The 26,591-nt window shown below is 62.4% G+C and carries 22 protein-coding genes; 16 read left to right on the top strand and 6 right to left on the bottom strand.

Going from position 1 to position 26,591, the window contains the following annotated elements:
- Positions 1-141: 141 nt before the first annotated feature.
- The 11 genes from cysK to CXR25_RS12985 all read left to right on the top strand — a co-directional run bounded on the left by cysK (position 142) and on the right by CXR25_RS12985 (position 13,539).
- Entirely contained in the window at positions 142-1,068 is a 927-nt protein-coding gene (cysK, locus tag CXR25_RS13035) for a cysteine synthase A (RefSeq protein WP_069600501.1), read from the top strand.
- Between the two features lie 126 nt (positions 1,069-1,194).
- Positions 1,195-1,875, top strand: a complete 681-nt coding sequence (epsC, locus tag CXR25_RS13030; RefSeq protein WP_096157304.1) for a serine O-acetyltransferase EpsC — start codon at positions 1,195-1,197, stop codon at positions 1,873-1,875.
- A gap of 244 nt (positions 1,876-2,119) precedes the next feature.
- A complete protein-coding gene (locus CXR25_RS13025) occupies positions 2,120-3,298 on the top strand; it encodes an LLM class flavin-dependent oxidoreductase (protein WP_101584146.1) in 1,179 nt (392 codons plus the stop codon).
- The gene (locus CXR25_RS13020) at positions 3,298-4,008 is read left to right on the top strand and encodes an NAD(P)H-dependent oxidoreductase (protein ID WP_009882655.1); all 711 of its coding nucleotides are present in this window, start codon (positions 3,298-3,300) and stop codon (positions 4,006-4,008) included. Before CXR25_RS13025 ends, CXR25_RS13020 begins: the two co-directional genes overlap by 1 nt.
- 2 nt (positions 4,009-4,010) lie before the next feature.
- Complete coding sequence (locus CXR25_RS13015) at positions 4,011-4,475, top strand: MarR family winged helix-turn-helix transcriptional regulator (protein ID WP_096157302.1); 465 nt, start codon at positions 4,011-4,013, stop codon at positions 4,473-4,475.
- Positions 4,476-4,527: 52 nt separating this feature from the next.
- Entirely contained in the window at positions 4,528-5,475 is a 948-nt protein-coding gene (locus tag CXR25_RS13010) for a 2-hydroxyacid dehydrogenase (RefSeq protein ID WP_069600498.1), read from the top strand.
- A gap of 134 nt (positions 5,476-5,609) precedes the next feature.
- Positions 5,610-7,322, top strand: coding sequence for a dihydroxy-acid dehydratase (gene ilvD / locus CXR25_RS13005; protein WP_096161717.1), 1,713 nt, complete (start codon positions 5,610-5,612; stop codon positions 7,320-7,322).
- A 458-nt stretch (positions 7,323-7,780) separates the two neighbouring features.
- Entirely contained in the window at positions 7,781-8,764 is a 984-nt protein-coding gene (locus CXR25_RS13000; protein WP_009882647.1) for an ABC transporter permease, read from the top strand.
- Position 8,765: 1 nt separating this feature from the next.
- A complete protein-coding gene (locus CXR25_RS12995) occupies positions 8,766-9,683 on the top strand; it encodes an ABC transporter permease (protein WP_009882646.1) in 918 nt (305 codons plus the stop codon).
- Positions 9,676-11,781 carry an ABC transporter ATP-binding protein gene (locus CXR25_RS12990; protein ID WP_069600496.1) on the top strand — a complete coding sequence of 702 codons (2,106 nt, stop codon included), beginning with the start codon at positions 9,676-9,678 and terminating at the stop codon, positions 11,779-11,781. The genes CXR25_RS12995 and CXR25_RS12990 overlap by 8 nt, the downstream gene beginning before the upstream one ends.
- Before the next feature lie 60 nt (positions 11,782-11,841).
- Positions 11,842-13,539 carry an ABC transporter family substrate-binding protein gene (locus CXR25_RS12985; protein WP_096157300.1) on the top strand — a complete coding sequence of 566 codons (1,698 nt, stop codon included), beginning with the start codon at positions 11,842-11,844 and terminating at the stop codon, positions 13,537-13,539.
- A gap of 170 nt (positions 13,540-13,709) precedes the next feature.
- On the opposite strand, the gene CXR25_RS12980 is transcribed toward CXR25_RS12985, so the two are convergent.
- Positions 13,710-14,273, bottom strand: coding sequence for a hypothetical protein (locus CXR25_RS12980; protein ID WP_009882642.1), 564 nt, complete (start codon positions 14,271-14,273; stop codon positions 13,710-13,712).
- 95 nt (positions 14,274-14,368) lie between these two features.
- Between CXR25_RS12980 and CXR25_RS12975 the strand changes: the two genes are divergently transcribed.
- A complete protein-coding gene (locus tag CXR25_RS12975; protein WP_009882641.1) occupies positions 14,369-15,310 on the top strand; it encodes a D-2-hydroxyacid dehydrogenase family protein in 942 nt (313 codons plus the stop codon).
- A gap of 139 nt (positions 15,311-15,449) precedes the next feature.
- On the opposite strand, the gene CXR25_RS12970 is transcribed toward CXR25_RS12975, so the two are convergent.
- A complete protein-coding gene (locus CXR25_RS12970; RefSeq protein WP_009882640.1) occupies positions 15,450-16,271 on the bottom strand; it encodes an aldo/keto reductase in 822 nt (273 codons plus the stop codon).
- 220 nt (positions 16,272-16,491) lie between these two features.
- Here CXR25_RS12970 and CXR25_RS12965 point away from each other — a divergent pair, with 220 nt between their 5' ends.
- Positions 16,492-17,487, top strand: a complete 996-nt coding sequence (locus tag CXR25_RS12965; RefSeq protein ID WP_069600494.1) for a hypothetical protein — start codon at positions 16,492-16,494, stop codon at positions 17,485-17,487.
- Positions 17,488-17,555: 68 nt separating this feature from the next.
- Here the strand turns inward: CXR25_RS12965 and CXR25_RS12960 are convergent, their stop codons facing one another.
- From CXR25_RS12960 to CXR25_RS12945, 4 genes are all read right to left on the bottom strand, one after another.
- Positions 17,556-18,074: an adenine phosphoribosyltransferase gene (locus CXR25_RS12960; protein WP_069600493.1), complete on the bottom strand. Its 519-nt coding sequence runs from the start codon at positions 18,072-18,074 to the stop codon at positions 17,556-17,558.
- Positions 18,075-18,259: 185 nt separating this feature from the next.
- Positions 18,260-18,745 carry a hypothetical protein gene (locus CXR25_RS12955; protein WP_114384745.1) on the bottom strand — a complete coding sequence of 162 codons (486 nt, stop codon included), beginning with the start codon at positions 18,743-18,745 and terminating at the stop codon, positions 18,260-18,262.
- Positions 18,746-18,865: 120 nt separating this feature from the next.
- Complete coding sequence (locus CXR25_RS12950; RefSeq protein WP_101584141.1) at positions 18,866-20,719, bottom strand: ABC transporter ATP-binding protein; 1,854 nt, start codon at positions 20,717-20,719, stop codon at positions 18,866-18,868.
- Positions 20,716-22,494, bottom strand: coding sequence for an ABC transporter ATP-binding protein (locus tag CXR25_RS12945; protein ID WP_338027577.1), 1,779 nt, complete (start codon positions 22,492-22,494; stop codon positions 20,716-20,718). Before CXR25_RS12945 ends, CXR25_RS12950 begins: the two co-directional genes overlap by 4 nt.
- A gap of 339 nt (positions 22,495-22,833) precedes the next feature.
- Here CXR25_RS12945 and CXR25_RS12940 point away from each other — a divergent pair, with 339 nt between their 5' ends.
- The 3 genes from CXR25_RS12940 (at position 22,834) to ilvC (ending at position 26,462) form a co-directional block, all read left to right on the top strand.
- A complete protein-coding gene (locus CXR25_RS12940) occupies positions 22,834-24,771 on the top strand; it encodes an acetolactate synthase large subunit (protein ID WP_069600490.1) in 1,938 nt (645 codons plus the stop codon).
- Complete coding sequence (ilvN, locus tag CXR25_RS12935; RefSeq protein WP_125240617.1) at positions 24,768-25,280, top strand: acetolactate synthase small subunit; 513 nt, start codon at positions 24,768-24,770, stop codon at positions 25,278-25,280. The genes CXR25_RS12940 and ilvN overlap by 4 nt, the downstream gene beginning before the upstream one ends.
- Before the next feature lie 150 nt (positions 25,281-25,430).
- On the top strand, positions 25,431-26,462 hold the full coding sequence (ilvC, locus tag CXR25_RS12930) for a ketol-acid reductoisomerase (RefSeq protein WP_069600489.1): 1,032 nt from the start codon (positions 25,431-25,433) through the stop codon (positions 26,460-26,462).
- Positions 26,463-26,591: the final 129 nt, after the last annotated feature.

Raw genomic sequence — 26,591 nt, 5'->3', positions numbered from 1 at the left:
ACGGCGGGTGGTTATGATGGTGTCGAACCGTCTCGGTCCACGAGACGAAATCAGCAGCTGAAGCCTTTGGCTGGTGGTTGTGTGACGTCTTCGTCACAGCCCTCAGTACCGGGCGAACAAATACGCGTGAAAGGACATGTCTTGACCATCTTCAAAAATGTTTCCGAACTGGTCGGCCGCACCCCGCTGATTCGTGTGAACAAGGCCAGCGAACGCTCCGGCTCGGAGATCGTTGCGAAGCTCGAATCCTACAACCCTGCGAACTCGGTCAAGGACCGCATCGGTGTCGCAATGATCGATGCCGCCGAAGCTTCGGGCGAGCTCAAGCCGGGCGGAACGATCGTTGAAGCCACCTCCGGCAACACCGGAATCGCGTTGGCGATGGTCGGCACCTCACGCGGATACAAGGTCCAGCTGACCATGCCGGAGTCCATGTCGAAGGAACGCCGTGCACTTCTGCGCGCATTCGGCGCCGAGCTCGTCCTCACCGACAAGGCCCAGGGTATGAAGGGCGCTGTCGAGAAGGCCGAAGAGATCGCCGCCGACGGTGCAGTGCTGGTCCGCCAGTTCGAAAACCAGGCCAACGCTGACATCCACCGCAAGACCACCGGCCCCGAGATCCTCGCCGACACCGACGGCAAGGTCGACATCTTCGTCTCGGGCATCGGAACCGGCGGAACCATCACCGGTGCCGGAGCCGCCCTGCGTGAGGCCAACCCCGACGTCAAGATCGTTGCCGTTGAGCCTGCCGCCTCACCGCTGCTCTCCGGCGGAGCTGCCGGCCCCCACATGATCCAGGGCCTGGGCGCCAACTTCGTCCCCGGCGTACTCGATACCAAGATCTACGACGAAGTCGTCACCATCGAAAACGATGATGCCTTCTCCCGTGCCCGCGACGTCGCCAAGGAAGAGGGACTGCTCGTCGGAATCTCCTCCGGTGCCGCACTCCTGGCAGCCGAAGAGCTGGGTGCTCGCCCGGAGAACGCAGGCAAGCGCATCGTCGTCATCCTGCCCGACTTCGGTGAGCGCTACCTGACCACGCCGCTGTTCGCCGAGTACATGGACTGAGCAGAGTAAGTTTCGACTGAGCATCGCCGCAGGCAGATGCCGGTTTCGCGGCGAGGGTGTCAAACACATGTTTGGCGCCCTCGCGGCATTGAGGATTGACGATCACAAGCAAGAAGGACTGTTGAGATGAAGGCACTGTGGACCGTGGCAGCGGCGGCGATCGGCGCGGTAGCCTATGGGCTGAGTCGACCTGGGGTGCGCGCGACACTGCGCGAGGACCTCGATACCGTGCGCAGGCGTGACCCTGCAGCCACCAATGATTTCGTCTCGATGGTCTCGTACCCGGGCATGCACGCGATCTGGGCCCACCGCGGCCTGCACCGACTGTGGCAGAACGACTCCACCAAGGTGCCGGCCAGGCTGATGTCCCAGGCGGTGAGGACGCTGACCGGAGTTGAGATCCATCCTGGCGCGCAGATCGGTCGACGCTTCTTCATCGACCACGCCAACGGTGTCGTCATCGGCGAGACCTCGGAGATCGGCGATGATGTGATGCTCTACCATCAGGTCACCCTCGGCGGCACATCGATGGAGCAGACGAAGCGCCACCCGACCATCGGCAACCACGTCCTCGTCGGTGCCGGTGCGAAGATCCTCGGCCCTGTGGTCGTCGGCGACAACTCCTCGGTGGGTGCCAATGCGGTCGTCGTCAAAGACGTCGCCGCCGATTCGAGTGCGGTGGGGATCCCGGCCAAGGTCAGGCCCTACAAGAATCGCACCGACCCCGAGGCGGCCGGATCCGATGTGGGTGACTCACGTTCTCCCTACGCCGACTTCGAACTGATCGATCCCGCTATCTGGATCTGAGCGAGAAGCTCGCTCGCCAGCTTCACCCAGCAACACTGTCTTCGCCGGGCCCTCCCAGCCGACATCCGCAAAGGATTCGGCTCGGAGGGCCCGGCTTTTGCTGTGTGACGCAGCTCAGATCGTTGTGTGACAGAGCTCGGGAATACTTCTCGACCGAAGTCTGTTAAACTTTCAACTAGTTACTTCAAAACTGAAGTTATTCAGTTCAAGGAGGGTTCGCGAAGAGCGAGCAGAAGGAGCAGACATGGAACTCGGAATCTTCACCATCGGAGACGTCACCAGCGATCCCACCACGGGGACCACGGTGTCTGAGAATCAGCGGATCAAGGATACGGTCGAGATCGCCAAGAAGGCCGAAGAGGTCGGCCTCGATGTCTTCGCCACCGGACAGCACCACAACCCGCCGTTCGTGGCACCCGCGAACCCGCCGGTCCTGCTCGCGAACATCGCAGCCCAGACGGAGAAGCTGCATCTGTCGACGGCCACCACGCTGATCACGACGACCGACCCGGTGCGTATCGCTGAGGACTATGCCTATGCTCAGCACCTCTCCGACGGGCGCATCAGCCTCGTCATGGGACGCGGCAACACCGGTCCCGTCTACCCCTGGTTCGGCAAGGACATCCGTTCGGGCATCCCGCTGGCAGTCGAGAACTACAACCTGCTCTACCGCCTGTGGCGCGAGAATAACCTCGACTGGGAGGGCAAGTTCCGTACGCCTCTCAACGGGTTCACCGTCACACCGACACCACTGGACGATGTCCCGCCCTTCGTGTGGCACGGATCGATCCGCAGCCCCGAAATCGCCGAACAGGCGGCCTACTACGGTGACGGATACTTCCACAACAACATCTTCTGGCCTGTGTCGCACACCGCTCGCATGGTTCAGCTCTACCGCCAGCGCTACGAGTACTACGGCCACGGAGCCGCGCACCAGGCGATCGTCGGACTCGGCGGTCAGGTGTTCATGCGCAAGAACTCGCAGGACGCCGTCAAGGAATTCCGTCCGTACTTCGACAACGCACCGGTCTACGGCCACGGCCCCAGCCTCGAGGACTTCTCGACGCAGACCCCGCTGACGGTCGGATCGCCCCAGCAGGTCATCGAACGCACCCTGAGCTTCCGCGAATGGGCCGGCGACTATCAGCGTCAGCTGTTCCTCATCGACCACGCCGGACTGCCCCAGAAGACAGTGCTGGAACAGCTCGACCTCCTCGGCGAGGAAGTCGTTCCGGTTCTGCGGAAGGAATTCGCCAAGGACCGTCCGGCCGATGTCCCCGACGCACCGACACACGAATCACTCGTCATCCGTCACCGTGAGGGCCGCGATCCCATCCCCGGTGGTGGCCCCGGATCACGTGCCTACGCCGACCGTCAGGCCAGGGCTGCGGAGCAGAACGAGAACCAAGGAGCTGATCGCTGATGCGAATTCTCAGCATCACAACCTCGCTGAGCGAGGACTCAACCACACTGAAACTCTCGAACAAGATCATCGCAGCGGCCACCTCGGCGGCCGATGCTGCGGACCTGAGCGCGGAGACCGAGCACATCAACGTGCGGAACCTGAGCTCGGACCTCACCGATATGGCCCTGACCGGATTCCGTTCGGACAACCTCGAGGCGGCCTTCGCGCAGGTCGCCGCGGCAGACGTGATCGTCACCGTGGCGCCCGTGTACAAGGTCGCTCCGGTGGGCCTGCACACCTTGTTCTGGCAGCTCATCGACGAAAAGGCGCTGGCGAACAAGCCCGTGCTCATCGGCTCGACCGGTGGGACGCCTCGGCACTCGCTGGCGGGGGAGACCGTGCTGCGTCCGATGCTGTCCTACCTCAAGGGCATCGTCGTACCGACGACGATCTTCGCCGCCACCGATGACTGGGGCAGCATCGAAGGCGGGCGCAGCCTCAACGCCCGAATCGCTCAGGCCAGCGAGGAGCTGATCGGATTGGCAGCGAGCCTGCACGGTGTCGGCACCGGTTCGGACGCAGGCGCTGCCGGTGAGACCGCCGGCGCCGCCACTGCGACCACGACGACCGGCGAGTTCGGTCGGCGTGGCGCGCAGCGGAACCCGAGCATCGATGATGAGTTCAATCCCGAGCTCATCACGCCCTTCGCTCAACTTCTCGAGGGATGACGATGGTCGAGGTCAAACTCGGTCGGGACCGCGACGCTCTGGCGCAGAGATCGTGGCGCCTGTACTTCGAGACCTCACAGCGCATCCGGCAGAACCTTGAGGGCAACCTCAAGGACCGTGCCGGGCTGACCGTCAGCGACTACAACACGCTGCTGCTCCTGTGGGAGGAGCCGACCCACCTGCTGACGATGAGCGTGCTGGCCAAGAAGCTGGTGTTCTCGCCCTCACGCCTCAATTACCGGATCAAGGTGCTTGAGGACGCGGGCCTGGTGACGAAGACGGAATGCGCAGAGGACAAACGAGCGCACAACGTCGGGCTCACCGAGGCCGGTGCCCAAGCTTTCCTCAACGCGGGACGTCAGCACCGGGAGAACATCGACGAAGTCTTCCTCAGCCATGTCGACGATGAGGAACTCGAAGTCATCGAACGAGTATTCGCGCGCATCGGACAGGCCCTGCCCGAATAGGACAGTCTGAACACCCCTGCCCGAGTGAGCCTGTTCGTGGGACAATGTGACCATGTCGATCAAGACCATTGCCTTCCCAGATTCTGAACTCCGCAACCGCGTCATCGCCCGGATTCCGGCGCACCAGCGTGCCAACGTCGACCTGGTCGTCTACTCGGACGCCGAGAAGTCGGCGAAGCTGAGCCGAGATGACGTCGATGTCGTCGTGCTCCCGTACCTCGATTCGGGACCGACCATCGAACTGCTCGACGAGCTGCCGAACCTGGGCCTGGTCATCACGCAGACCACCGGGTACGACCCTGTCGCTCACCTGCCGGAGCGCGGCATCAAGGTGGCGACGGCCTCGGGCGTGCACACAGGCGGAACGGCCGAACTCGCCCTGACACTGACCCTAGCGAGCCTGCGCGGCATCGATGATGCCGTTCGTGCGCAGAGCGCGAGGATCTGGAACCACAAGCGCAACCGCTCCCTGCAGGATCGCCGCGTCATGATCATCGGCGCCGGCGAGATCGGTTCGGCGATCGCCGATCGGTTTGCTCCCTTCGAGGTCGACCTCACGCGGGTGGCGACGACCGCTCGTGAAGACGATCGCGGGAAGATCCACAGTGTCGATGAGCTGCCGACACTGTTGCCCCACACCGAGGTCGTCGTCCTCATCACGCCTCTGACCGAGTCGACCAACCAACTCGTGAACAAGGACTTCCTGTCCCGGTTGCCCGACAACGCTCTCGTCGTCAACGTCGCTCGAGGCAAGGTCGTCGACACCGATGCCCTCGTGGCCGAGCTGAGCACCGGCCGTCTCCACGCCGCGCTTGACGTCATGGATCCCGAGCCGTTGCCGGAGAACCATCCGCTGTGGGGGACCCCGAACACTCTCATCACACCTCATGAAGGCGGCGACACCTCGGCGTTCGAGCCTCGCGTGGTGCAGATCCTGGCCGAGCAGGTGCGCCGACTCAACGACGGCGAGCAGCCGCTCAACCTCGTCTCGACGGAGTGATCGCAGCGGTTCTCGAGGAACTGTCGGCACGTTCTCGAGGAACTGCCGACCGGTTCTCGATCGACCGCCCAAAACAAGTTCCAACATGCGAGAACTCGGCATATACATGATGGACTCGGGCGTAGAGTGCCTGCATGAGCATTGATACGAACTCCACCACCCCGGACATCAAACCTCGTTCTCGCGACGTCACCGACGGTCTCGAAGCCACTGCCGCACGCGGCATGCTGAGGGCAGTCGGCATGGGCGATGACGACTGGGTCAAGCCGCAGATCGCCATCGCGACCTCGTGGAACGAGATCACCCCGTGCAACATGTCTCTGCAGCGTCTCGGCGGGGCCGCCAAAGAAGGCGTCCATGAGGCAGGCGGCTTCCCCCTGGAGTTCGGCACCATCTCCGTCTCCGACGGCATCTCCATGGGCCACGAGGGCATGCACTACTCGCTGGTCTCACGCGAGGTCATCACCGACTCCGTCGAGACCGTGATGAGCGCCGAGCGACTCGACGGGTCCGTCCTCATGGCCGGCTGTGACAAGTCGATCCCGGGCATGCTCATGGCATCCGCCCGCCTCGGCCTCTCCAGCGTATTCCTCTACAACGGCTCGATCATGCCGGGTACCGCGAAGATGGAGGACGGCACCGAGAAGGAAGTCACCCTCATCGACGCCTTCGAAGCAGTCGGCGCCTGCCGTGCCGGAACCATCAGCCAAAAAGACGTCGACTCCATCGAGCGCGCCGTCTGCCCGGGTGAAGGCGCCTGTGGTGGCATGTACACCGCGAATACGATGGCCTCGGCCGCCGAGGCCATGGGCATGTCCCTGCCAGGCTCGGCCGCACCTCCTGCCATCCACCGCGACCGCACGATGTTCGCGCGCAAATCCGGTGATGCTGTCGTCAACCTGCTGCGTCAGGGAATCACGACGAAGGACATCATCACCCGCGAATCGCTGCACAACGCGATCGCCGTGGTCATGGCCTTCGGCGGATCGACCAACGCGGTTCTCCACCTCCTGGCCATCGCCCACGAGGCCGGAGTCGAACTCGCCCTCGATGACTTCAACCGCATCGGCGACAAGGTCCCGCACCTGGGCAACGTCAAACCCTTCGGCCAGTACGTGATGAACGATGTGTTCAAGATCGGCGGCGTGCCGGTGATCATGAAGGCTCTGCTCGACAACGGAATGCTCAACGGCGACTGCATGACCGTGACGGGAAAGACCGTGGCGGAGAACCTCGAGACGATCAACCCGCCGGACCCCGACGGCAAGATCCTGCGCGCGCTCAACAACCCGATTCACGCCACCGGCGGCCTCACCGTGCTCAAGGGCTCGTTGGCTCCCGAAGGTGCAGTCGTGAAGTCCGCCGGCTTCGATGCCGACGTCTTCGAAGGCACCGCTCGCGTGTTCAACCAGGAGAAGCCGGCCATGGATGCCGTCCTCAACGGTGAGCTGAAGAAGGGCGATGTCGTCGTCATCCGCTACGAAGGACCCAAGGGCGGACCCGGTATGCGCGAGATGCTCGCCATCACCGGTGCGATCAAGGGCGCGGGAATCGGCAAGGACGTCCTGCTCATCACCGACGGACGCTTCTCCGGCGGATCGACGGGACTGTGCATCGGTCACGTGGCGCCCGAGGCCGTCGACGGCGGACCGATCGCACTCGTCGAGGACGGCGACAAGATCACCGTCGACATCGCGGCACGGTCCATCGACCTGCATGTTGACGAGTCGGTGCTCGAAGAGCGTCGCAAGACCTGGACGATTCCCGAGAACCACCGCCTCACCGGTGTGCTCGGAAAGTACGCGAAGCTCGTGCAGTCGGCCTCCACCGGTGCCGTCTGCTTCTGAGCAGGGGACACCCGATGATCTGATCATCGAACAGTCGAGTCCCGGATAGCGGGGATCGATCCATCGCCGAGGTGGTGCGGACCAATGTCCGCACCACCTCGGCTCTTCTGTGCCCGAAGAGGCAGAAGACCACCCCTTGTTACCCAACTGTAATCACGGCGTGTCGCCCGAGAATCTGCGGCACCCTCGGATGGAGAGAAAGAAATTGTGCAAGGTGCTTTGTGTGGGGGATCACATCTGGATACAGTACAACTTACGTTCAGTTGTTTGTGATGGTTCACGGATGAACCGCGCAGAGTAGCTGAGCTGACGACACTTGACGCAAAGGAACTTTGACCGCAGATGACTCGCACACCCCTCGAGATTCGCAAAGAGATCTATTCCCTCATCCCCGGACCGATGCATCAGTCAGAGAATAATCACGAAAGTTCTCGAGTCGCAGCGATTTAGGTCTCGGCATGGGAAAATACGTTCTCCGGCGATTCGTCAACTATTTCATCCTGGCGTTCATCGCCACGGTCACCGCCTACATCACCTCCAGTGCGTTCATGGATCCGGCCGCGCGGTATCGGGGCCAGAATCCGCCGCTGTCAGAAGCCTCGATCAAGTCGATCCTCAACGGACACGGGACCAATCCGGATGTTCCGATCATCGAGCGTACGTGGGCCTGGCTGACGGGGATCTTCCTCCACGGGGACTTCTCTACGACGGTCCACAACAATCCGGTCTTCCAAGAGATCATGACCCGGGCAGGGGTCAGCCTCAAACTTCTGCTCATCGGTTCCATCCTCGGAGCCATCCTGGGCGTCGTCCTCGGCGTGTGGGGCGCGGTTAAGCAATACAAGGCCTCTGACCAGACAGTGACTTATGCGTCCTATCTGATCATCGCCACTCCGACATTTGTGATTGGCGTGGTGCTAATGATCATCGCCACCGCCTTCAACGGTCTCATCGGCACAACCCTGATTCGCTTTTCAGGTGAATACACGGCGGACATACCGCCGGGCTTCTTTCCGTGGTTCACCGATCAGCTCTCACATATGCTGTTGCCGACATTGGCATTGGTGATGATGGGTGCTGCCACCTACTCGCGTTATCAGCGCTCGGTCATGCTCGATGTGCTGGCCTCTGATTTCATCCGCACCGCGAGATCGAAAGGGCGCACCCGCAAGACCGCCTTGGTCAAGCACGGTGTTCGCGTTGCCCTCATCCCGATGTCGACCTACTTCGCCTACGCCTTCGGCACGTTGGTCGCAGGATCGGCGATGCTCGAGGTGGTGTTCTCCTGGCACGGCATGGGGGAGTTCACCATCAACTCGATCCTGCAGTCCGATATCAATGCTGCTGCCGGGTCCGTCCTGTTCATCGCAGTGCTGACTCTGATCTCTTCGACCCTCTCGGAGATCCTCTACGCTGCCCTCGACCCGAGAGTGAGGATCTGACATGGCCACCGATCTTCCGATCTCCACGACTGCCGACACCGAGGTTGTGCCTCGTCGTTCGAAGCCGACCTCCCGTCTGACCTTGGTCTGGCGCCGACTGCGCTCGACCCCGCGCTTCTGGGTCGGCGGCATCATGCTGGGGTTCTTCGTCCTGTTCGCAATATTCGGCAACACGATCAACATCTATACGCCGACTGACCAGGACATCCACGCACTCAACGAGGCACCGAGCCCGCAGCACTGGTTCGGCACGAACACCATCGGCCAGGATATCTACGCCCAAACCGTGGCGGGACTGCAGAAATCTCTGCTCATCGGCATCATCGCCGGGCCCGCAGCGAGCCTCCTAGCCGCGATCATCGGTTCGACAGCGGGATACTTCGGCGGCCGCATCGAGGTCGTCATCGTGTGGTTCATCAACCTGCTCCTCGTCCTGCCTGCGTTCTTCATCCTCGTGCTTCTGGCCCCGATGCTGCGCCAGCTGTCGTGGATGGCGATCGTCGTGTTCCTCGCCCTGTTCGGGTGGATGATCATGGCCCAAGTTGTGAGAAACCAGACGAAGGCGATCAAGGACCGTGACTTCGTCAAGGCGGCGCGGTACATGGGCGTCTCCACTCCACGGATACTGAGCCGGCACATCATCCCGAACGTCGCGTCGATCCTCATCGTCGATGCCACTTTGGGCGTGGTCTCAGCGATCCTGACCGAAACTTCGCTGAGCTACTTCAACCTCGGAATCCAGAAGCCCGATGTCTCCATCGGCACACTCCTGGCTGAGGGCTCCGGGGCGGCTGTGACCCGTCCGTGGCTCTTCGTCTTTCCCGCAGGCGTCCTCGTCCTCATGCTGTTCGCCATCAGCCTGATGGCCGATGCGCTCCGTGACGCCATCGATCCCACCTCAGGAGTCAACCGTGACTGAGACTCTCATCACCGATCAATCCAATCCACCTGCGCAGGCTCCGATCCTCGAAGTCCGGGACCTGAGCGTCACGTTCCCGAATCCTCAGGGCGATGTGAAGGCCGTTCGCGGCGTCAGCTACGAGGTGATGCCCGGTGAGTTCCTGGGCATCGTCGGCGAATCGGGTTCCGGCAAGTCAGTCTCGTCCATGGCCGTGATGGGATTGCTTCCCTCCACAGCCCGCATCGGCGGCTCGATCAAGTACCGCGGACGCTCCCTGCTGGACATGGACGATCACGCGATGTCGGAGTTGCGCGGTTCCGAGATCGCCATGGTGTTCCAAGACCCGCTATCGGCGCTCACCCCGGTCTACTCGATCGGCGAGCAGATCTCAGAAGGTCTGCTCCTCCACGATCCAACGCTGTCGAAGGATGCTGCACACAGCAGAGCGATCGAGCTGCTGCGAGTCGTCGGCATACCGGGGCCCGAACGTCGGGTCAGGGCATACCCCCACGAGTTCTCCGGTGGCATGCGTCAGCGAGCCATGATCGCCATCGCCATTGCCAACGATCCGGACCTCATCATCGCCGATGAGCCGACCACCGCGCTCGATGTCACGATCCAAGCCCAGATCCTCGAGGTCCTGCAGAAGGCGCGTGAGATCACAGGCGCTGCGATTGTGCTCATCACGCACGACCTCGGTGTGGTTGCGGGCAACGCGGACCGCATCGCGGTGATGTATGCCGGTCGCCTGGTGGAGACCGGGCCGGTCGAACAGGTCTTCGCCCGACCGCAGATGCCCTACACGACCGGGCTGCTGCGCTCGGTGCCGAACCTGGCGACAGCCGGAACCCAGCGACTCGTTCCGTTGGAGGGCAAACCGCCATCGCTGTCGAACATGGTCCCGGGGTGTCCCTTCGCTCCGCGCTGCCCGATCGCCCTCGACAAATGCCGTGAAGTCGAGCCTGAGCTCATCGCTCATGGCACGCCCGGCGTCGCCGCTGCATGCCACCGGGCCGATGAGATCGCCTCGGGGAAGCTGTCCGCCGGCACCATCTTCCCGCGGCCAGAACCTGTTGAGAAGCGAGTGAAGAACGACGAAGCCGAACGGGTCCTCGAGATCACCGGGCTGCAGAAGCACTTCCCGCTGCTCAAAGGAGCCGTTTTCAAACGGCAGATCGGCACCGTCCGCGCCGTCGACGGCATCGACCTGGAGATCAGGGAGGGACAGACTCTCGGCCTGGTCGGAGAGTCGGGCTGCGGCAAGTCGACGAGCATTGGTGAGGTTCTCGAGATGGTGGCGCCCCAGAAGGGCAAGATCGTCATCAATGGAGTCGACGTGTCCGAGCTGTCCAAGCGCGATCGTTTGGCCATGCGCAAGGACGTCCAGGTCGTGTTCCAGGATCCGATGGCCGCGATCGACCCGCGGTTGCCGGTCGGCGAGGTGATCGCGGAACCGCTGACAGTCCACAAGGTCCCGGCCAAACAGCGCACTGACACCGTCGCCGAGATGCTCGAACTGGTGGGCCTCGACGCGAACATGGCCGATCGGTATCCGCACGAGTTCTCAGGCGGGCAACGCCAGCGCATCGGCATCGCCCGGGCGCTCGTGACCAACCCGAAGCTGCTCGTCCTCGACGAACCGGTTTCGGCCCTCGACGTGTCCGTACAGGCCGGTGTCATCAACCTGCTCGAGGACCTGCGCGACTCACTCGGGCTGTCCTACCTCTTCGTCGCCCATGACCTGGCAGTCGTGAGGCAGATCGCCGATCACGTTGCGGTGATGTACCTGGGCCGGATCGTCGAATTCGGCGCCTCCGAAGATCTCTACGACAATCCGCAGCATCCCTACACTCGAGCGTTGATGTCGGCGATTCCGGTGCCCGATCCGGTAGTCGAACGATCTCGTGAGCGAGTGCTCCTGTCCGGCGACCTTCCGAGCCCGACAGACGAGATCTCCGGGTGCAATTTCCGCACTCGGTGCCCGCTCTTCTCGCTGCTGCCCGAGAGCGAGCAGGACAGATGCACACACGAGGATCCCCAGCCTCGGCGGGCGGAGGCGAACCTGGTGGCCTGTCACTTCGCTGAACGGATCCACGAGCTCGACCACTCGGACTGAACGAACCCGACACAGTACTCATCCATCGATCACCACACAGAGAACAGGAAAGAGGAACTCATGAAGATGAGAAACAAAGCGACAGTGGTTGTCGCTGCGACTGCGGCATTGGGGCTGGCCCTCTCCGGTTGCCAACAGGACAACAAGGACTCCAAAGGAGTCGACAGCGACAAGGCGAACGAGGAGATCTCAGGCCTGCCGTCCGTTGACTACCAGAAAGCCGGCTACGATGAGATCGCCGATGGCGGAACGCTCACCTATCCGATGACCGAGATCCCGGCCAGCCTCAACTACTACCACGCCGACGGCGCGCACGTGGACAACAACAATATCTACGGCACGTCACTAGGTGGGCCAGTCAAAATCAAGGACGATGGCAGCTGGGAAGTCGACAAGAACTACGCGGAGAGCGTGGAGATCGCCAGCGAAGATCCGCTCGTCATCGATGTCAAACTCAATAAGGACGCTGTCTGGGAAGACGGTACGCCGATCGACGTCGAGGACTACAAAGCATTCTGGCAGACCAGAGACGGCAAACACGATGAATATGAAGTTGCCTCGACCAAGGGGTATGAGGACATCGAGAGCATCGAGGCCGGCGACGACAAGCACAACGTCAAGGTGACCTTCAAGACCCCGAACATCGACTGGCCCAACTACATCGGCGCCTCTGTGCCTAACGAAATCACGGAAGATCCGGACACCTTCAACAAGGACTATGCGAAGAAGGTGCTGCCGTCGAACGGACCATTCAAGGCTGAGAAGGTCGACAACAAGTCCGGTGTCATCACCATGGTGAAGAACGACAAGTGGTGGGGTCAGGAACCCAAGTTGGACAAGGTCATCTTCAAGGTCGTCTCGCAGGCACAGCAGGCCCAAGCCTATGCAAACAAGGAGATCGACCTCGTCGACATCGGCACCGACGGCGACTCATATGAGACGGCTGGGAAACGTGAAGACGGTGAGATCTACAAATCACAAGGCATGCAGTGGACTCACGTGACGATGAATGCGGAGAAGGGCGCCCTCAAGGAGCAGGAAGTCCGCGACGCCGTCGGCCACGCCATCAACCGTGAGGCCATCGCCCAGGCAGCCATAGGCCCCGTCGAAGCACCAGTGACCCTGGTCAACAATGTCACCTTCATGCCGGGCCAGGACGGTTACCAGGACAACACGGAGGGAAGCCTGGACTTCGATCCGGAAGCCGCGAAGAAGATTCTCGACGACGCTGGTTGGAAAGCAGGCGACGACGGAATTCGTGCCAAGGACGGCGAGAAGCTGAAGTTCAACATCGTTGTTCCCGCCGATACCGCCTCGAACGCTCAGCGTGCGGAGCAGATCATGAAGGACCTCAACGAGATCGGCTTCAAGATCAAAATCGAGACCGTCCCGGTGGCCGCGTATTTCGCTGACCACGTGCTCAACGGCAACTTCGACATGGCCACGTTCACCTGGGAAGGAACGGCTTTCCCGATCTCGTCAGGTTCGAACCTGTTCTACCCGGCCGAATCCGAGCAGAACCATTCGAAGATCTCCAGCGACGCGATCGGTGAGAAGTTCAAGGCCGCGACGAAGACCCTTGATCCTGCCGAGTCGAAGAAGCTGGCAAACGAGGGCGATGCCGAAGTGCTCAAACTCAAGCCGCTGATCCCGTTCTACCCGACCCCATATGTCTGGGGTGTCAAGAACGACATCATGAATCTCGGGCCGCGTCAGCTCGAAACTCCCGATTGGACGAGCATCGGTTTCAAGAAGTGATTCTGAGACTCTTCGTCTGATTCGAATGTGATCGTCTCGATCACCCCTCATCGCCGGTCCCGTGGGCTCACGTTCTCTCGCGGGGCCGGCTTTTTATACACTGTGAACCTCCAGAAGCTCTCACTATTCAGGTTCTCGAGACCTTCCAAGTTCTCGAGGCTGCCGAGGTTCTATAGCCTGCTGAAGATGTCGAGCAGTATGAGGACGAGACTGACTCCCACCACGCCGAGGTTCCACACCGTTGTGGTGGGGTCGGTGGGCGTGGTCGCGGTCTTCGCACGGGCATCGAAATTCTCCCAGCGTCGGAGCAGTTCGAAGGACGGGTGGTTGTCGACCGACTCCGGACGTGTGCCACCGGTGAGACCCGAGTCGACTTTGCGGCGCGGCATCCCTGGCGCATTCCACGGGCGGTAGGTGCGTTCAGCCCCGTTCGGTGCGATCGCCATGATGGAGACGATGGTGCTCAGCCTGATGTCTGTGATGTTGGCGAAGGGCACAGTGGTTGTGCGCAGGATCTCGCGGATCACGACCTGCTCGGATCCGACGATGACGGCTGGTCTCCACAGGAGGATGAAGACGAGCCATCCCACCAGAGCCAGCGGCGGGAGGAACGTTCCGACGGTGTCCCAGGAGCCGCGCACGATCGCGTCGATCAGGAGCAGTGCGAGAAACGCCCAGACGATGATCGTGATGATGGGGCCGCTGCGTTGTCTGAGGATGATCGGTGCGCTCACCGGCCCAGCCTATCGGCTATACGATGAAAGACAGGGATGATTGATGAAAGTCAGGGATGCTTCCAGAATCCCGCGACATCAGAGGAAGGACAGGCATGCACATCGTTGTGCTCGACGACTACCAGAATGTGGCGGCAGACTTTGCCAACTGGCAGGAGCTTGGGGCCGAGGTCGAATTCGTCTCCCGCCCGATCCACGACACCGAGGATCTGGTGCAGACGGTGGACGGCGCCGAGGTTGTCGTTGCCATGCGTGAACGCACCCTCTTCTCTGCCGAGCGACTGGCCCAGTTGCGCGATCTCAAACTCCTCGTGACCACGGGACGAGTCAACGCATCAATCGATCTGGATGCGGCACGAGCCCAGGGGATCACGGTCTGCGGGACCGAATCCACCACCTCGGCGACCCCGGAGCTGACCTGGGGACTCATTCTCTCGGTGTTGCGCAGCATCCCCACCGAAGACGCCGCGATGCACTCCGGCGGCTGGCAGTCCACCGTCGGCGGTGACCTCTTCGGGCACCGACTCGGGATCATCGGACTCGGCAGACTCGGCACCCAGGTCGCCCGGGTCGGGGCCGCCTTCGGCATGGACGTCGTGGCCTGGAGTCAGAACCTCGACGAGGAGCGGGCAGCCGATGTCGGGGCGCACGCAGTGAGCAAAGAGGAACTCTTCTCAACCTCTGACGTCGTGACCGTGCACTATAAGCTCAGCGAACGCAGCCGCCTGCTTGTCGCTGCGAAGGAACTGTCACTGATGAAGCCGAACAGCATCTTCATCAACACCTCTCGGGCGGGCCTCGTCGACATGGAAGCACTGCAGGACGCATTGGCTGCAGGTCGCATTCGCGGCGCGGGGATCGACGTGTATGACCTTGAGCCGTTGCCACATGATCATGCTCTGCGCAGCACTCCGCGGACCGTGCTGACTCCGCACCTGGGTTATGTCACCGAAGACACGTATCGGATCTTCTTCACCCAGACTGTCGAGAACATCGCCGCGTGGATGGCGGGGGAGCCGGTTCGTCTGCTCACCTGACGTCCAAGGCCAGATGGGAGATAGCAAAAAGTACTGCTGGAAGACACTGAAAAGGCCCGCCTGGAGCGATGAAGCTCCAAGCGGGCCTTTGGACGTTCAACCTCGGTTCAGATCACAAACCTCAGCTGACGTCAGAACCTCAGTTCACCTCGGCGGGATCACCGGACACGCGACCGCCGTTTTCCAGGCCATCGATGGCCGCCACCTCGGCGGTGGTGAGTTCGAAGTCGAAGACATCGAAGTTCTGGGCCATGCGGTCGCGGTTGTTCGACTTCGGGAAGACGACATGCCCGCGCTGCAGGTGCCAGCGAATGATGGTCTGGGCCCAGGACTTGCCGTGGGCGGAAGCGATCTCGCCGATCACGGTGTCGGCATAGTCGACCTTGCCCTGTCCCAGCGGTCCCCAAGCCTCGACCTTGATGTCGTGCTCGGTCAGCAGCGGACGGGTCTCGATCTGCTGGAACTGCGGGTGGCATTCGATCTGGTCGACGGCCGGGATGATTCCGGTATCGAGGATCTGGGGCAGGTAGCGGTGATCGAAGTTCGAGACACCGATCGACGTCGTCAGACCCTGATCGCGGTAGGAGGGGAAGGCCTCCCAGGTCTCGACCGAATTGTTGTTCTCCGGTGTCGGCCAGTGGATGAGGTAGAGGTCCACGTGGTCGAGGCCCAGCTTCTCCAAGCTCTCGCCCAGGGCACGCTTCGACTCGTCGGCACCGTGCCGGTCGTTCCACAGTTTGGTGGTCACGAAGAGCTCATCGCGGGCAATTCCGGACTTCGCAATGGCGCGGCCCACGCCCTCTTCATTGCCGTAGACGGCGGCCGTGTCGATGTGGCGGTAGCCGACCTCGAGGGCGTCGGTGACGATGCGCTCGGTCTCCTCGGGATCGACCTTGAAGACGCCGAAGCCCAGCTGGGGAATGGTCTTGCCGTCATTGAGTGTGAGTGTGGGAACCGTCAAGGTGCCGCCTTTCGTCACGGATTGGTGGTCTGTCGTGCTGCAATCGGGCACCGTGGTGACGGTACCTGTGCGAGGCTATAACGTCACGACGGAAGAACAGTATTCCCAGGTGTGATCGACACGATGTCATGCGGAATTCGGTGCCGCGCGCCACCGGCGCGTAACGGGACTGGAACACTGCTGGCACTCCCTGTCTGAAGTCCTTCACTACGTTGGAGACATGTTCGAAGCCAGGGTTCCCGTCCGCAGAGTCACCCTCGCCATGATTGCTGTCATGGTGATGATCTTCGGACTGTCTGGATGTGAAAGAAGTCCAGATCCCAATCCAAGTCCAGATCTCAGTTCGCGGGCAGACGAAATCGGGGACGTGCTATCCGCGTTGCCAGGAGTGGAGACGGTTGCGACCTACTACAGGAAAGACAATTCAGTACAGAGACTCACCTACGTCGCCATCATGGCCGACGGAGCAACTGACGAGAAGGCAATCCATGTGGCGTCCACCCTCAACGATGAAATCGGATCTGAGTTCGACAACTTCGACCGTGGACTGACGGTGAAACAGTCGGGACTCACCATCGCCCTTCGGACAGAGACTGCCGTCGAGTCTCTGAAACATCTGCCATCCCGCCTCCGCGCGCTCACCTCAGCTCTGGGCGTGGGAGGGGTGACCTGGTTCGATTCATGGGATGACAGGTACAGCGAGGACATCCTTGAAATCGATAGTGCGTCCGGGAGTCCGTTCGACGTGATCACAGCGGTCCGGGACCAATTCGGTTCCGAAGAGATTCAGTTGCGTCTGGACCGAGGCAACGATGCCCAGTGGTCAGTGACATTCCCCTATTCAGTGCAGGCGCAGGACAAACTGGAATCGGCGGTGGGCACCGACCTCGAAAAGGTCATGCAACGGATTGAGATTGACGGCGACCACCTGACGAACCTAACCGTAACCGTTGATTCAGGGCCCGACGTTGTGGGTCGTCTCGAGGACATCATTGATCGGGCCGACTCAGGTACTTCGGCTCCCTGGTCTTTCAACTGGAGCGTCGGTTCGTCCAGGTCGACGGATGGGAACCTACTGACCGGCGGCCATATCAGTGTCGGCAGCTGCGACTATGCACATGACAGCGCAAAGGAGAAAGAGCCGAGCCAGTTTATGACCACTGAGGCGATCAAGGCTCAGACGCAGCTGCGAGACAGCTACGACACATGTCCATGAACGGCGGTGTCGATGTTGGGAGGTGCGGTGGATGCTCCGACGGGGCTTTCGCGGACGGCTGCCGCCCATCAGTCGGCGAAGACGGTGTGCACCTCTCCGGTCAGAGACCGACCGCCGAGGGCTGTGAGCTCGAGGACCACGGCTGAGCCGACCACCTCGGCGCCAAGTTCCTTCACGAGAGCCTGAGCAGCAGACAGGGTCCCGCCCGTGGCCAGGATGTCATCGACGAGGAGGACGCGCTCGCCTTCCTTGAGCACATCAGGACCCTCGATCGTCGCGGTGCCGTATTCGAGTGAATAGGACACGGCTGCGGCTGGGCGGGGGAGTTTGCCGGCCTTGCGGATGGGCAGAATTCCGACTCCGGTCATCGCCGCGATCGTTCCGGCGAAGAGGAAGCCGCGAGCTTCCAGGCCACCGACGATGTCGAACTGTCCCTCGAAAGGTGCGATGAGCGCCTCGGTGACGGCACGCAGTGCAGGACCGTCAGCGATGAGTGGTGAGATATCGCGAAAGTTCACCCCCGGCTGAGGGTAGTCGGGAATCGAGGTGATCAGGGTCTGCGCGCGTTCGAGATCGGTATTCGTCACGGGTCAACGATACTCGGTTGTTTGGTGCTCCTCTGTGTCAGCCGCTCGCTCAGCTGATGCCTCCAGCTTTGCCCGATACCGTCTGCGCCGGAGAAACCACCCGATCGTTCCTCCGCACAACGCGCCGACGAACATTGTGACTGCGGTACCAGCAGAAGCAGGAAAATTGACGTGCCACGACCAGGTCAGCAGGGGTGGCCGTAGGTCGCATTGAACGTGAGGAGGCCACCGACCCCCATGATGAGCAGAGTGCTGAGAATGAGACCCCGCACTGAAGTCTCATTGCGTGCGGCCCCAGATTGCCAGTAGAGATCGACACCGCGCTTACGGGCGCAGCGCCTCGCTATCAAGTCCGGGATCAACACCGCCAGAGCCAATGCAAGTGCTGCCCACCACAGGCCGGATGCAGCCAGCAGCAGGCCAGCGATGAGACCGGTGCATTGGGTCAGAGAGTAGGCGATAGCTATCGCTCGGAGGATCACCTGTCGTTCCCGCGCATCGGCCAGCGGCATGGAGTCGATGCCTGCGGAATGTTCGAACGCGGTATCAATCCGTGCGCTCAGTCCCGTCGGAGCAGGCCCCGTCTCACGGCTGTCGGCGTCATCGGCATGGGCGTCACAGACATTGACTTCGTCGTCAGGCGCGTACGGTCGCTTCTGGCCTGAGGTCATAGGAACCCTCCCGGTGGGTCAACGGCAACTGTTAATCGACAACTTGTGTTGTCATGAGAGTAGGAAGTCCGGACACCAGAAGTCAAGACACACAGTGCCAACTTCCCGTCAGCCCACGCCCTACACCAACGAGTCCCGCCACGCCTTGTGCAGCTGCGCGAACTTGCCCGCCCCTGAGATCAGCTCATCCGGCGTGCCGTCCTCGATGATCCGACCGGAGTCCATGACGAGAACGCGGTCGGCGATCTCCACGGTCGAGAGCCGGTGGGCGATGATGATCGCGGTGCGCCCCTCGAGCACCGTCGCCAGTGCCTTCTGGACCAGGCGTTCGGACGGGATGTCGAGATGGGCGGTCGCCTCGTCGAGGACGACGATGTCCGGATCGGCCAGAAATACGCGGGCAAACGACACGAGCTGACGCTGTCCCGAACTCAGCCGACCGCCGCGCTTCTTCACATCGGTCTCATAGCCCGCGGGCAGTCTCCGGATGTAGGGGTCCAAGCCGACGGCTGTGGCCGCGGCGACGACGTCGTCATCACCAGCGTCGGGATTGCCGATGCGAATATTGTCGGCGATCGTGCCCGCGAACAGGAACGACTCCTGGGTGACCATGACCACGCTCTGACGCAGCTCGGCATCGTCGAGATCACGCAGGTCCACCTCGTCGATGGTGATGCGACCTTCGCTGGGATCGTAGAACCGGGTGACCAGTTTGACCAGGGTCGATTTGCCCGCGCCGGTGGCACCCACGAGCGCCACGATCTGGCCTGCGGGGATGCGCAGGTCGAATCGGGGGAGGACATCGGGGCCGTCACCGTAGGAGAAGCGGACATGATTGAGGTCGATCGAGCGGCCGCTGGGCTTGGCAGGCAGATCCTCCGTCGCCGAGGTGGTGCCTGAGGTCTGGTCGGACCTGTGCGCGGGCAGCGACTTGGGGCTCGTTGGTGCGACCACCTCGGGGTCGGTGTCGAGGACGGCGGCCATCTTCTCCAGCGCCGCCGAGGCGGACTGGTAGAGGTTGAAGGACTGAACCAGTTCATCGAGCGGACCGTAGAAGCGACGCAGATAGAGGATGAACGCGGCGAGCACACCGATCTGAGTCCATCCCTCGATGACGAGCCAGGCACCGACGATGATGATCACGGTCTGGGTGACGTTGCCGACCAGCCGCGTCCAGCCAGCGAACCAGGCGACTCCGCGTAGAGCATCGGTGTTGGCATCGCGGTACTGGGTGTCCTCGTCCTTGAGCGTGCCGCGGCGGTCGGGCTGCCGGCGGTAGGCCTGCACCGCTCGGATCCCGCCCATGGTCTCAACGAAGTGGACGATGACCTTCGCGATCGAGGTCCGCGTCCGGCGGTAGGCGCTGCGCTGCGAGGTGTGCGCGGACTTCGTGATGAAGAAGAGCGGGATGAATCCGAGGAAGACCACGACGGCCAGGGGCACGTCGAGGACGATGAGCGTCACGGCGATGAACGTCATCTCGAACAGCGCCAGCGCCGTGTCGAAGAGGGAGTAGGTGAGGAACTGCTGCACCGACTCCATGTCCGAGGTCTGTCGCGACACCAGCCGGCCAGAAGTCGAGCGTTCGTGATAGCCCAGATCGAGGCGTTGGATGTGCTTGAACAGCCGTTCGCGCAGACTGTAGACGACCTTTTGTGCAGTGATGCCGACCAGCCTCGTCGAGGCGAAGGCGAGCACGGCCGAGGCGATCGCTGAGATGACGAAGGCCGACACTGCCCGAATCAGCGGCCCCGGATCGCCTTCGACCGCCTTCGGCACACCATTGTCGAGGGCATCGGCGATGAAGATCGGACCGATGACGAGGAAGAGTGCCGTGAGCACGACGATGACGAGCAGGAAGATCGCCATCGGCAGATGGGGACGGACCAGGGAGAGCAGCAGCCTGCGGGCCTTCTTCGCGATGTCCGGGGGAAGCTGCTCGACCTCGTCCTCATTGAGACGGGGAATGCTCATCGGCCACCTCCCTCAGTCGAGTGCTGGGACGTCGAGTGCTCGCTCGTCGCAGACGCGCCCATGAGTTCGCGATACAGCGGGGAGGATCCCAGCAGCTCATCGTGGGTGCCCAGTGCGACGATGCGTCCTTCGTCGAGGACGGCAACCGCATCGGCCAGCGCCGAGGTGGACGGGCGGTGGGCGATGATCAGCGTCGTCGAATCGGGCAGTATCTCCCGCAGTGACCGTTGCACCCGATCCTCCGTGTCGACGTCGACGGCGGACAAGGGGTCATCGAGGACGAGGATCCGAGGTGCGCCGATCACAGCGCGGGCCAGCGCCAGCCGCTGTCGCTGCCCACCGGACAGGGACAGGCCCTGCTCACCGACCTGGGTGTCCAAGCCCTCCGGCAGCCGTTCGACGAAGTCCTTCGCGGCCGTGATCTCCAGGGCCTGCCAGATGGCGGCATCATCGACCCCGGGCGCACCCATACTCACGTTCTCGGCCACCGAGGTGGAGAACAGGATGGGGTCTTCGAAGGACACGGACACGAGGTTGCGGACCTCATTGACGGGCAGATCGCGAATGTCGGTGCCATCGATCCGCACCGATCCGCCGGTGACGTCCTGCAGCCGCGGGACGAGAGAAGCCAGCGTCGTCTTGCCCGAGCCCGTGGCACCGACGATGGCCAGGGTCTGGCCCGGAGCAATGTGGAGATTGAGGTTCTTCAGAGTCTCACGGTCCGTGTCGGCGAAATGGAAGTCGACATCCTCGAAATCCAGCTCACCCTGATAGCGACGCACATCGGGAGCATCGGCGATCTTGCCGTCAGTGTCGGTGATGTCGTGTCTGATGTCGATGACTTCCCAGTATCTGGCCGCGGCGGTCAGGGCCATGAGGGCATCGGCGAGGAGGAAGCCGAGCATCTCGATGGGCATCCGCATCACCATGGAGATGGTCACACCTGCGACGACGGTGCCGATCGTCGTCCACCCCTGCACGACGCCCCACGTGCCGACGGCGACGATGGCTGCCTGGGCAAGTGTGGGCAGGAGGATGAGCACGCTCCAGAACCAGGAGTCGAGCTTGGCCTTGCGCACCTCGAGACCCTGGAACTTCCGCGACAGCAGGGAGAAGCGCTGTGCGGCCCAGGGCGAGCGGCCGAAGGACTTGAGGATCCGGATCCCCTGAATCGACTCCTCGACCTCGGTGGTGATCTCACCGACCGTGTCTTGGGAGCGCCGGGAGGCCTCGCGGTACCTCTTCTCGAAGACCGTCACAGTCGCAATCGTCGGTACGGCCATGATCAGCATGATGAGGCCGAAGACCGGTTGGAGGAAGGTGAGGATGATGGTGCCGATGATGATGATCAGCGGAGTGGTCACGAGGAAGGGGATTCCGAAGGCGAAGAACCGGCGCAGCTGGGACAGGTCATTGATCGCGCGCGAGAGCAGCTGCCCGGACTCCCAAGAGTCGTGGATAGCCACCGAGGTGTACTGCAGTCGGTCGAAGAGACGTGAACGCCAGGTGATCTCCCATTGGGCGACGACCGGGGCAACGAGCATGCGCCGTGCCCACAGTGCCACCGCCTCGGCGATGCCGATGAGAAGGACCCCGAGCACGGGCAGCCACAGCCCGGACAGATCGCGGTGGGCGATGGGGCCGTCGATGATGTGACCGGTGATCAGGGGGGTGATCAGCTGGATGCCGTTGGCCAGGAGCGTGAGCGCGAGTACAGCGATGTACACGCCGATGCGAGAGCGCAGATCGGGCCAGAAACGTAAGAGGGGACGCACCTTCAAGAGCCTAGTCGGAGCGCGTGTCGGAGTCTATGGTTCGCACAATCGGGCTTTCCTTCTTCCCCGGGCTCAGGCTGCAACCGCGGGTGCGTTTGCGGAGTCTCACTCTTCAGTCGAACGCAGTCCCATTCTGCGAGACGATCCATTGCGACGTTTGACACCTTTGTCGCCGGAGGTGAACTATTGAGCCATGACTCACCTTCTTGTCGTCGTTATTACCCAGCGCGCGGATCTTCCGTAGCCTGTCAACACGACATGTTCCGCGCGCCCCTACCGAAACCGGAGGGGCTTTTTTCATGCGGAGACAAGATGGATCACTAGGAAGGATACGAAACGATGGCAGCCACGCCCTCGGCCCAGTCAGCGGGAACTGGCACCGCGCCCAGCGCAGCCCCGGTCACCGCGACCCCGTCAAGCATTCGACGCAACTCGACCCCAGAGGTCCTCACCGGAGCGCAGGCAATCGTCCGCAGCCTCGAGCTCCTCGAGGTAGAGACGGTCTTCGGCCTTCCCGGCGGCACCATCCTTCCGACGTATGACCCACTGTTCGAGACCGACAAGATCCGCCACATCCTCGTTCGCCATGAACAGGGCGCCGGACACGCGGCCGAAGGCTATGCTGCGGCCTCGGGCAAGCTGGGCGTGTGCATCGCGACCTCGGGTCCAGGAGCGACCAACCTCATCACGGCGCTCGCCGACGCCCACATGGACTCCGTGCCCGTCCTGGCCATCACCGGCCAGCAGAGCTCGAAGCTGCTGGGCACCGACGCCTTCCAGGAAGCCGATATCGTGGGAATGACGATGCCGGTGACCAAGCACAGCTTCCTCGTCACCAAGGCCGAGGACATCCCATCGGCGATCCTCAACGCCCACCACATCGCGACCACCGGCCGGCCCGGCCCGGTCCTCGTCGACGTCACCAAGGACGCACAGACGGGCACCGCCCCCTTCGTCTGGCCCGGAGAGCCGCAGCTGCCCGGCTACCGTCCCATCCTCAAGCCGCACGCGAAGCAGATTCGCGAGGCCGTGAGGCTCATCTCGGAAGCCCAGCGCCCCGTGTTCTACATCGGCGGCGGAGTCATCCGTTCGCAGGCCGACAAGGAACTGCTCAAACTCGCCGAGGCGACCAACATTCCCGTGGCCACCACCCTGATGGCCCGTGGTGCGTTCCCCGACTCGCACCAGCTCCACCTCGGAATGCCGGGTATGCACGGCAGCGTGCCCGCCGTGACGGCCTTCCAGAAGGCCGACCTCCTCATCACCATCGGTGCCAGATTCGATGACCGGGTCACCGGCAACCTCGACTCCTTCGCTCCGAACGCGCAGGTCATCCACGCCGACATCGACCCGGCGGAGATCGGGAAGAACCGTGACGTCGAGGTCGCCATCGTCGGAGATGCCCGTGAGGTGCTGGCCGAGATGCTCAGCGAACTGCGAAGCAAGTTCCCCAAGGCACTCGAGCGTCAGCGCGAACCCTGGTGGCGCTTCCTCAACCGTCTCAAGACGACCTACCCACTGGGCTACTCCACGCAGGACGAACTCTGCGATCCCCAGTATGTGATCTCGCGGATCTCGGCGCTGACCGGACCCGAGGCTGTCTACGCCGCCGGTGTGGGCCAGCACCAGATGTGGGCCGCCCAGTTCGTCGAGTTCGAACGCCCCAAGTCCTGGCTGAACTCCGGTGGCCTGGGCACCATGGGCTACTCGGTGCCTGCCGCGATGGGCGCGAAGGTCGCCGAACCCGACCGTGTCGTGTGGGCCATCGACGGAGACGGATGCTTCCAGATGACCAACCAGGAGCTCGCGACCTGCGCGCTCAATGACATCCCGATCAAGGTTGCGATCATCAACAACTCGTCCCTGGGCATGGTTCGCCAGTGGCAGACCCTGTTCTATGACGGCCGGTACTCCAACACCGATCTCAATACCGGGCACGAGACGATCCGGATCCCCGACTTCGTCAAACTCGCCGAGGCCTACGGCTGCCTGGCCTTGCGCGTGAACAGCAACGACGATGTCGATGCTGCGATCAAGACGGCGCTGGAGACCAACGATCGTCCCGTCGTTCTGGACTTCACGGTCCCGCCGGATGCCATGGTGTGGCCGATGGTCGCCGCCGGTGTGTCCAACGATGAGATCGAATACGCCCGCGGCATTCGCCCCGAGTTCGACGGCGAAGGTGACGAGCAGGCCGAGAACCAGATTGCTGACGCCGGTACCGAAGAAGACGGCACGGTTCGCTCCGTGGCACAGATCGAAGGAGGCCTGGAATGAACAACCGGCACACACTCTCAGTCCTGGTCGAGAACAAGCCGGGCGTGCTGACCCGCTTCACCGGCCTCATCGCCCGCCGCGGCTTCAACATCCACAGCCTCGCCGTCGGTGTCACCGAACACGATGAGCTCTCGCGCATCACGGTCGTCGTCGACGTCAAGGACGTGCCGTTGGAGCAGGTGACCAAGCAGCTGAACAAGCTCGTCAACGTCATCAAGATCGTCGAACTCGAACCGGCCACCTCGGTGCGTCGGGCCCACATCATCTACAAGGTCAAGGCCAACGCCACCATCCGCCCACAGGTTGCGGCGGCAGTGGAGATGTTCCGGGCCAAGATCGTCGACGTGGGACCCGACTCCGTCAGCGTCGAGGCCACCGGCGAGCTGGGCAAGGTCGAGGCCCTGCGCGAGGTCCTCGAACCCTTCGGGATCAAGGAGATCGTCCAATCGGGCACCGTGGCCATCGGCCGCGGCTCGAAGTCGATCACCGACCGCGCCCTGCGCAGCTGAAGCCTGGCGATACTGCGCACCTCAACCCAGCGCAGCTGAGGACTTCTCGTTCCACTTCGTGGAACGTCAACCATCTCAATAAGTGAACAGCAGTACCGAACTGTGAAACAATGGGGGAGTACCCCAAACCTCTGAAGGAGCAAGAGAACTATGGCAGCAGAACGCTATTACGACGACAATGCAGACCTGTCCGTCATCCAGGGCACGAAGGTTGCCGTCGTCGGCTACGGCAGCCAGGGACACGCACACGCACTGAGCCTGCGCGATTCCGGCGTCGAGGTCCGCATCGGCCTCAAGGAAGGCTCCGCCAGCCGCGACAAGGCTGCAGCAGAAGGCCTCGAAGTCGGCACCCCGGCCGAGGTCTCCGAGTGGGCCGACCTCGTCGTGATCCTCGCCCCGGACCAGGTCCAGGCCGAGATCTACAACGCTGAGATCGCACCGAACCTCAAGCCCGGCAATGCGCTGCTCTTCGCTCACGGCTTCAACATCCGCTTCGACTACATCCAGCCTCCCGAGGGCGTCGACGTCATCATGGTCGCTCCCAAGGGACCGGGCCACGTCGTGCGTCGCGAATACGTCGACGGTCGCGGCGTCCCCGTGCTCGTCGCCGTCGAAGCAGACGCTTCCGGCAAGGCCTGGGACCTCGTCCTCTCCTACGCCAAGGGAATCGGCGGACTGCGCGCCGGCGGCATCAAGACCACCTTCACCGAGGAGACCGAGTCGGATCTCTTCGGCGAGCAGACCGTCCTCTGCGGTGGCACCTCCCACCTCGTGCAGTACGGCTTCGAGGTCCTCACCGAGGCCGGTTACCAGCCGGAGATCGCCTACTTCGAGGTTCTCCACGAGCTCAAGCTCATCGTCGACCTCATGGTCGAGGGCGGAATCGCCAAGCAGCGTTGGTCGATCTCCGACACCGCTGAGTACGGCGACTACGTCTCCGGTCCTCGCGTCATCACCCCTGACGTGAAGAAGAACATGGAAGCCGTCCTCGCCGACATCCAGAACGGCAAGTTCGCCGAGCGCTTCATGAACGACCAGAAGAACGGTGCGGCCGAGTTCAAGGAACTGCGTTCGAAGGAAGAGACGCACCCGATCGAGACCACCGGCCGCGAACTGCGCAAGATGTTCGCATGGCTCAAGGACTCCGATGACGACTACACCGAGGGCACTGCCGCTCGCTGATCGTCTTACCTCGATGCCCCGGAAGCCTGCTCGGCCTCCGGGGCATCGTCGTGTCGGCTCCCGTCGGGAGGTGACGATTTCCGCTCGTGCATGAGTCGCATCGGCGGTGATGTGAATTACTCTTGGGAT

Source organism: Brevibacterium aurantiacum (assembly GCF_003932995.1).
GTDB classification, from domain to species: Bacteria; Actinomycetota; Actinomycetes; order Actinomycetales; family Brevibacteriaceae; genus Brevibacterium; species Brevibacterium aurantiacum.
The sequence above is the reverse complement of the archived record's forward strand: the minus strand, read 5'-3'. Positions and strand labels throughout refer to the sequence as shown.

Bases quoted from the DNA above. Each gene is read 5' to 3' on its own strand.
- ilvC (WP_069600489.1), top strand. From the start codon at position 25,431: ATGGCAGCAGAACGCTATTACGACGACAATGCAGACCTGTCCGTCATC.
- epsC (WP_096157304.1), top strand. From the start codon at position 1,195: ATGAAGGCACTGTGGACCGTGGCAGCGGCGGCGATCGGCGCGGTAGCC.
- CXR25_RS12955 (WP_114384745.1), bottom strand. From the start codon at position 18,745: ATGACCTCAGGCCAGAAGCGACCGTACGCGCCTGACGACGAAGTCAAT.
- CXR25_RS12940 (WP_069600490.1), top strand. From the start codon at position 22,834: ATGGCAGCCACGCCCTCGGCCCAGTCAGCGGGAACTGGCACCGCGCCC.
- CXR25_RS12975 (WP_009882641.1), top strand. From the start codon at position 14,369: ATGCACATCGTTGTGCTCGACGACTACCAGAATGTGGCGGCAGACTTT.
- CXR25_RS12985 (WP_096157300.1), top strand. From the start codon at position 11,842: ATGAAGATGAGAAACAAAGCGACAGTGGTTGTCGCTGCGACTGCGGCA.
- CXR25_RS13015 (WP_096157302.1), top strand. From the start codon at position 4,011: ATGGTCGAGGTCAAACTCGGTCGGGACCGCGACGCTCTGGCGCAGAGA.
- CXR25_RS12965 (WP_069600494.1), top strand. From the start codon at position 16,492: ATGTTCGAAGCCAGGGTTCCCGTCCGCAGAGTCACCCTCGCCATGATT.
- CXR25_RS13020 (WP_009882655.1), top strand. From the start codon at position 3,298: ATGCGAATTCTCAGCATCACAACCTCGCTGAGCGAGGACTCAACCACA.
- ilvN (WP_125240617.1), top strand. From the start codon at position 24,768: ATGAACAACCGGCACACACTCTCAGTCCTGGTCGAGAACAAGCCGGGC.
- CXR25_RS13000 (WP_009882647.1), top strand. From the start codon at position 7,781: ATGGGAAAATACGTTCTCCGGCGATTCGTCAACTATTTCATCCTGGCG.
- CXR25_RS12995 (WP_009882646.1), top strand. From the start codon at position 8,766: ATGGCCACCGATCTTCCGATCTCCACGACTGCCGACACCGAGGTTGTG.
- ilvD (WP_096161717.1), top strand. From the start codon at position 5,610: ATGAGCATTGATACGAACTCCACCACCCCGGACATCAAACCTCGTTCT.
- CXR25_RS13025 (WP_101584146.1), top strand. From the start codon at position 2,120: ATGGAACTCGGAATCTTCACCATCGGAGACGTCACCAGCGATCCCACC.
- CXR25_RS12950 (WP_101584141.1), bottom strand. From the start codon at position 20,719: ATGAGCATTCCCCGTCTCAATGAGGACGAGGTCGAGCAGCTTCCCCCG.
- CXR25_RS13010 (WP_069600498.1), top strand. From the start codon at position 4,528: ATGTCGATCAAGACCATTGCCTTCCCAGATTCTGAACTCCGCAACCGC.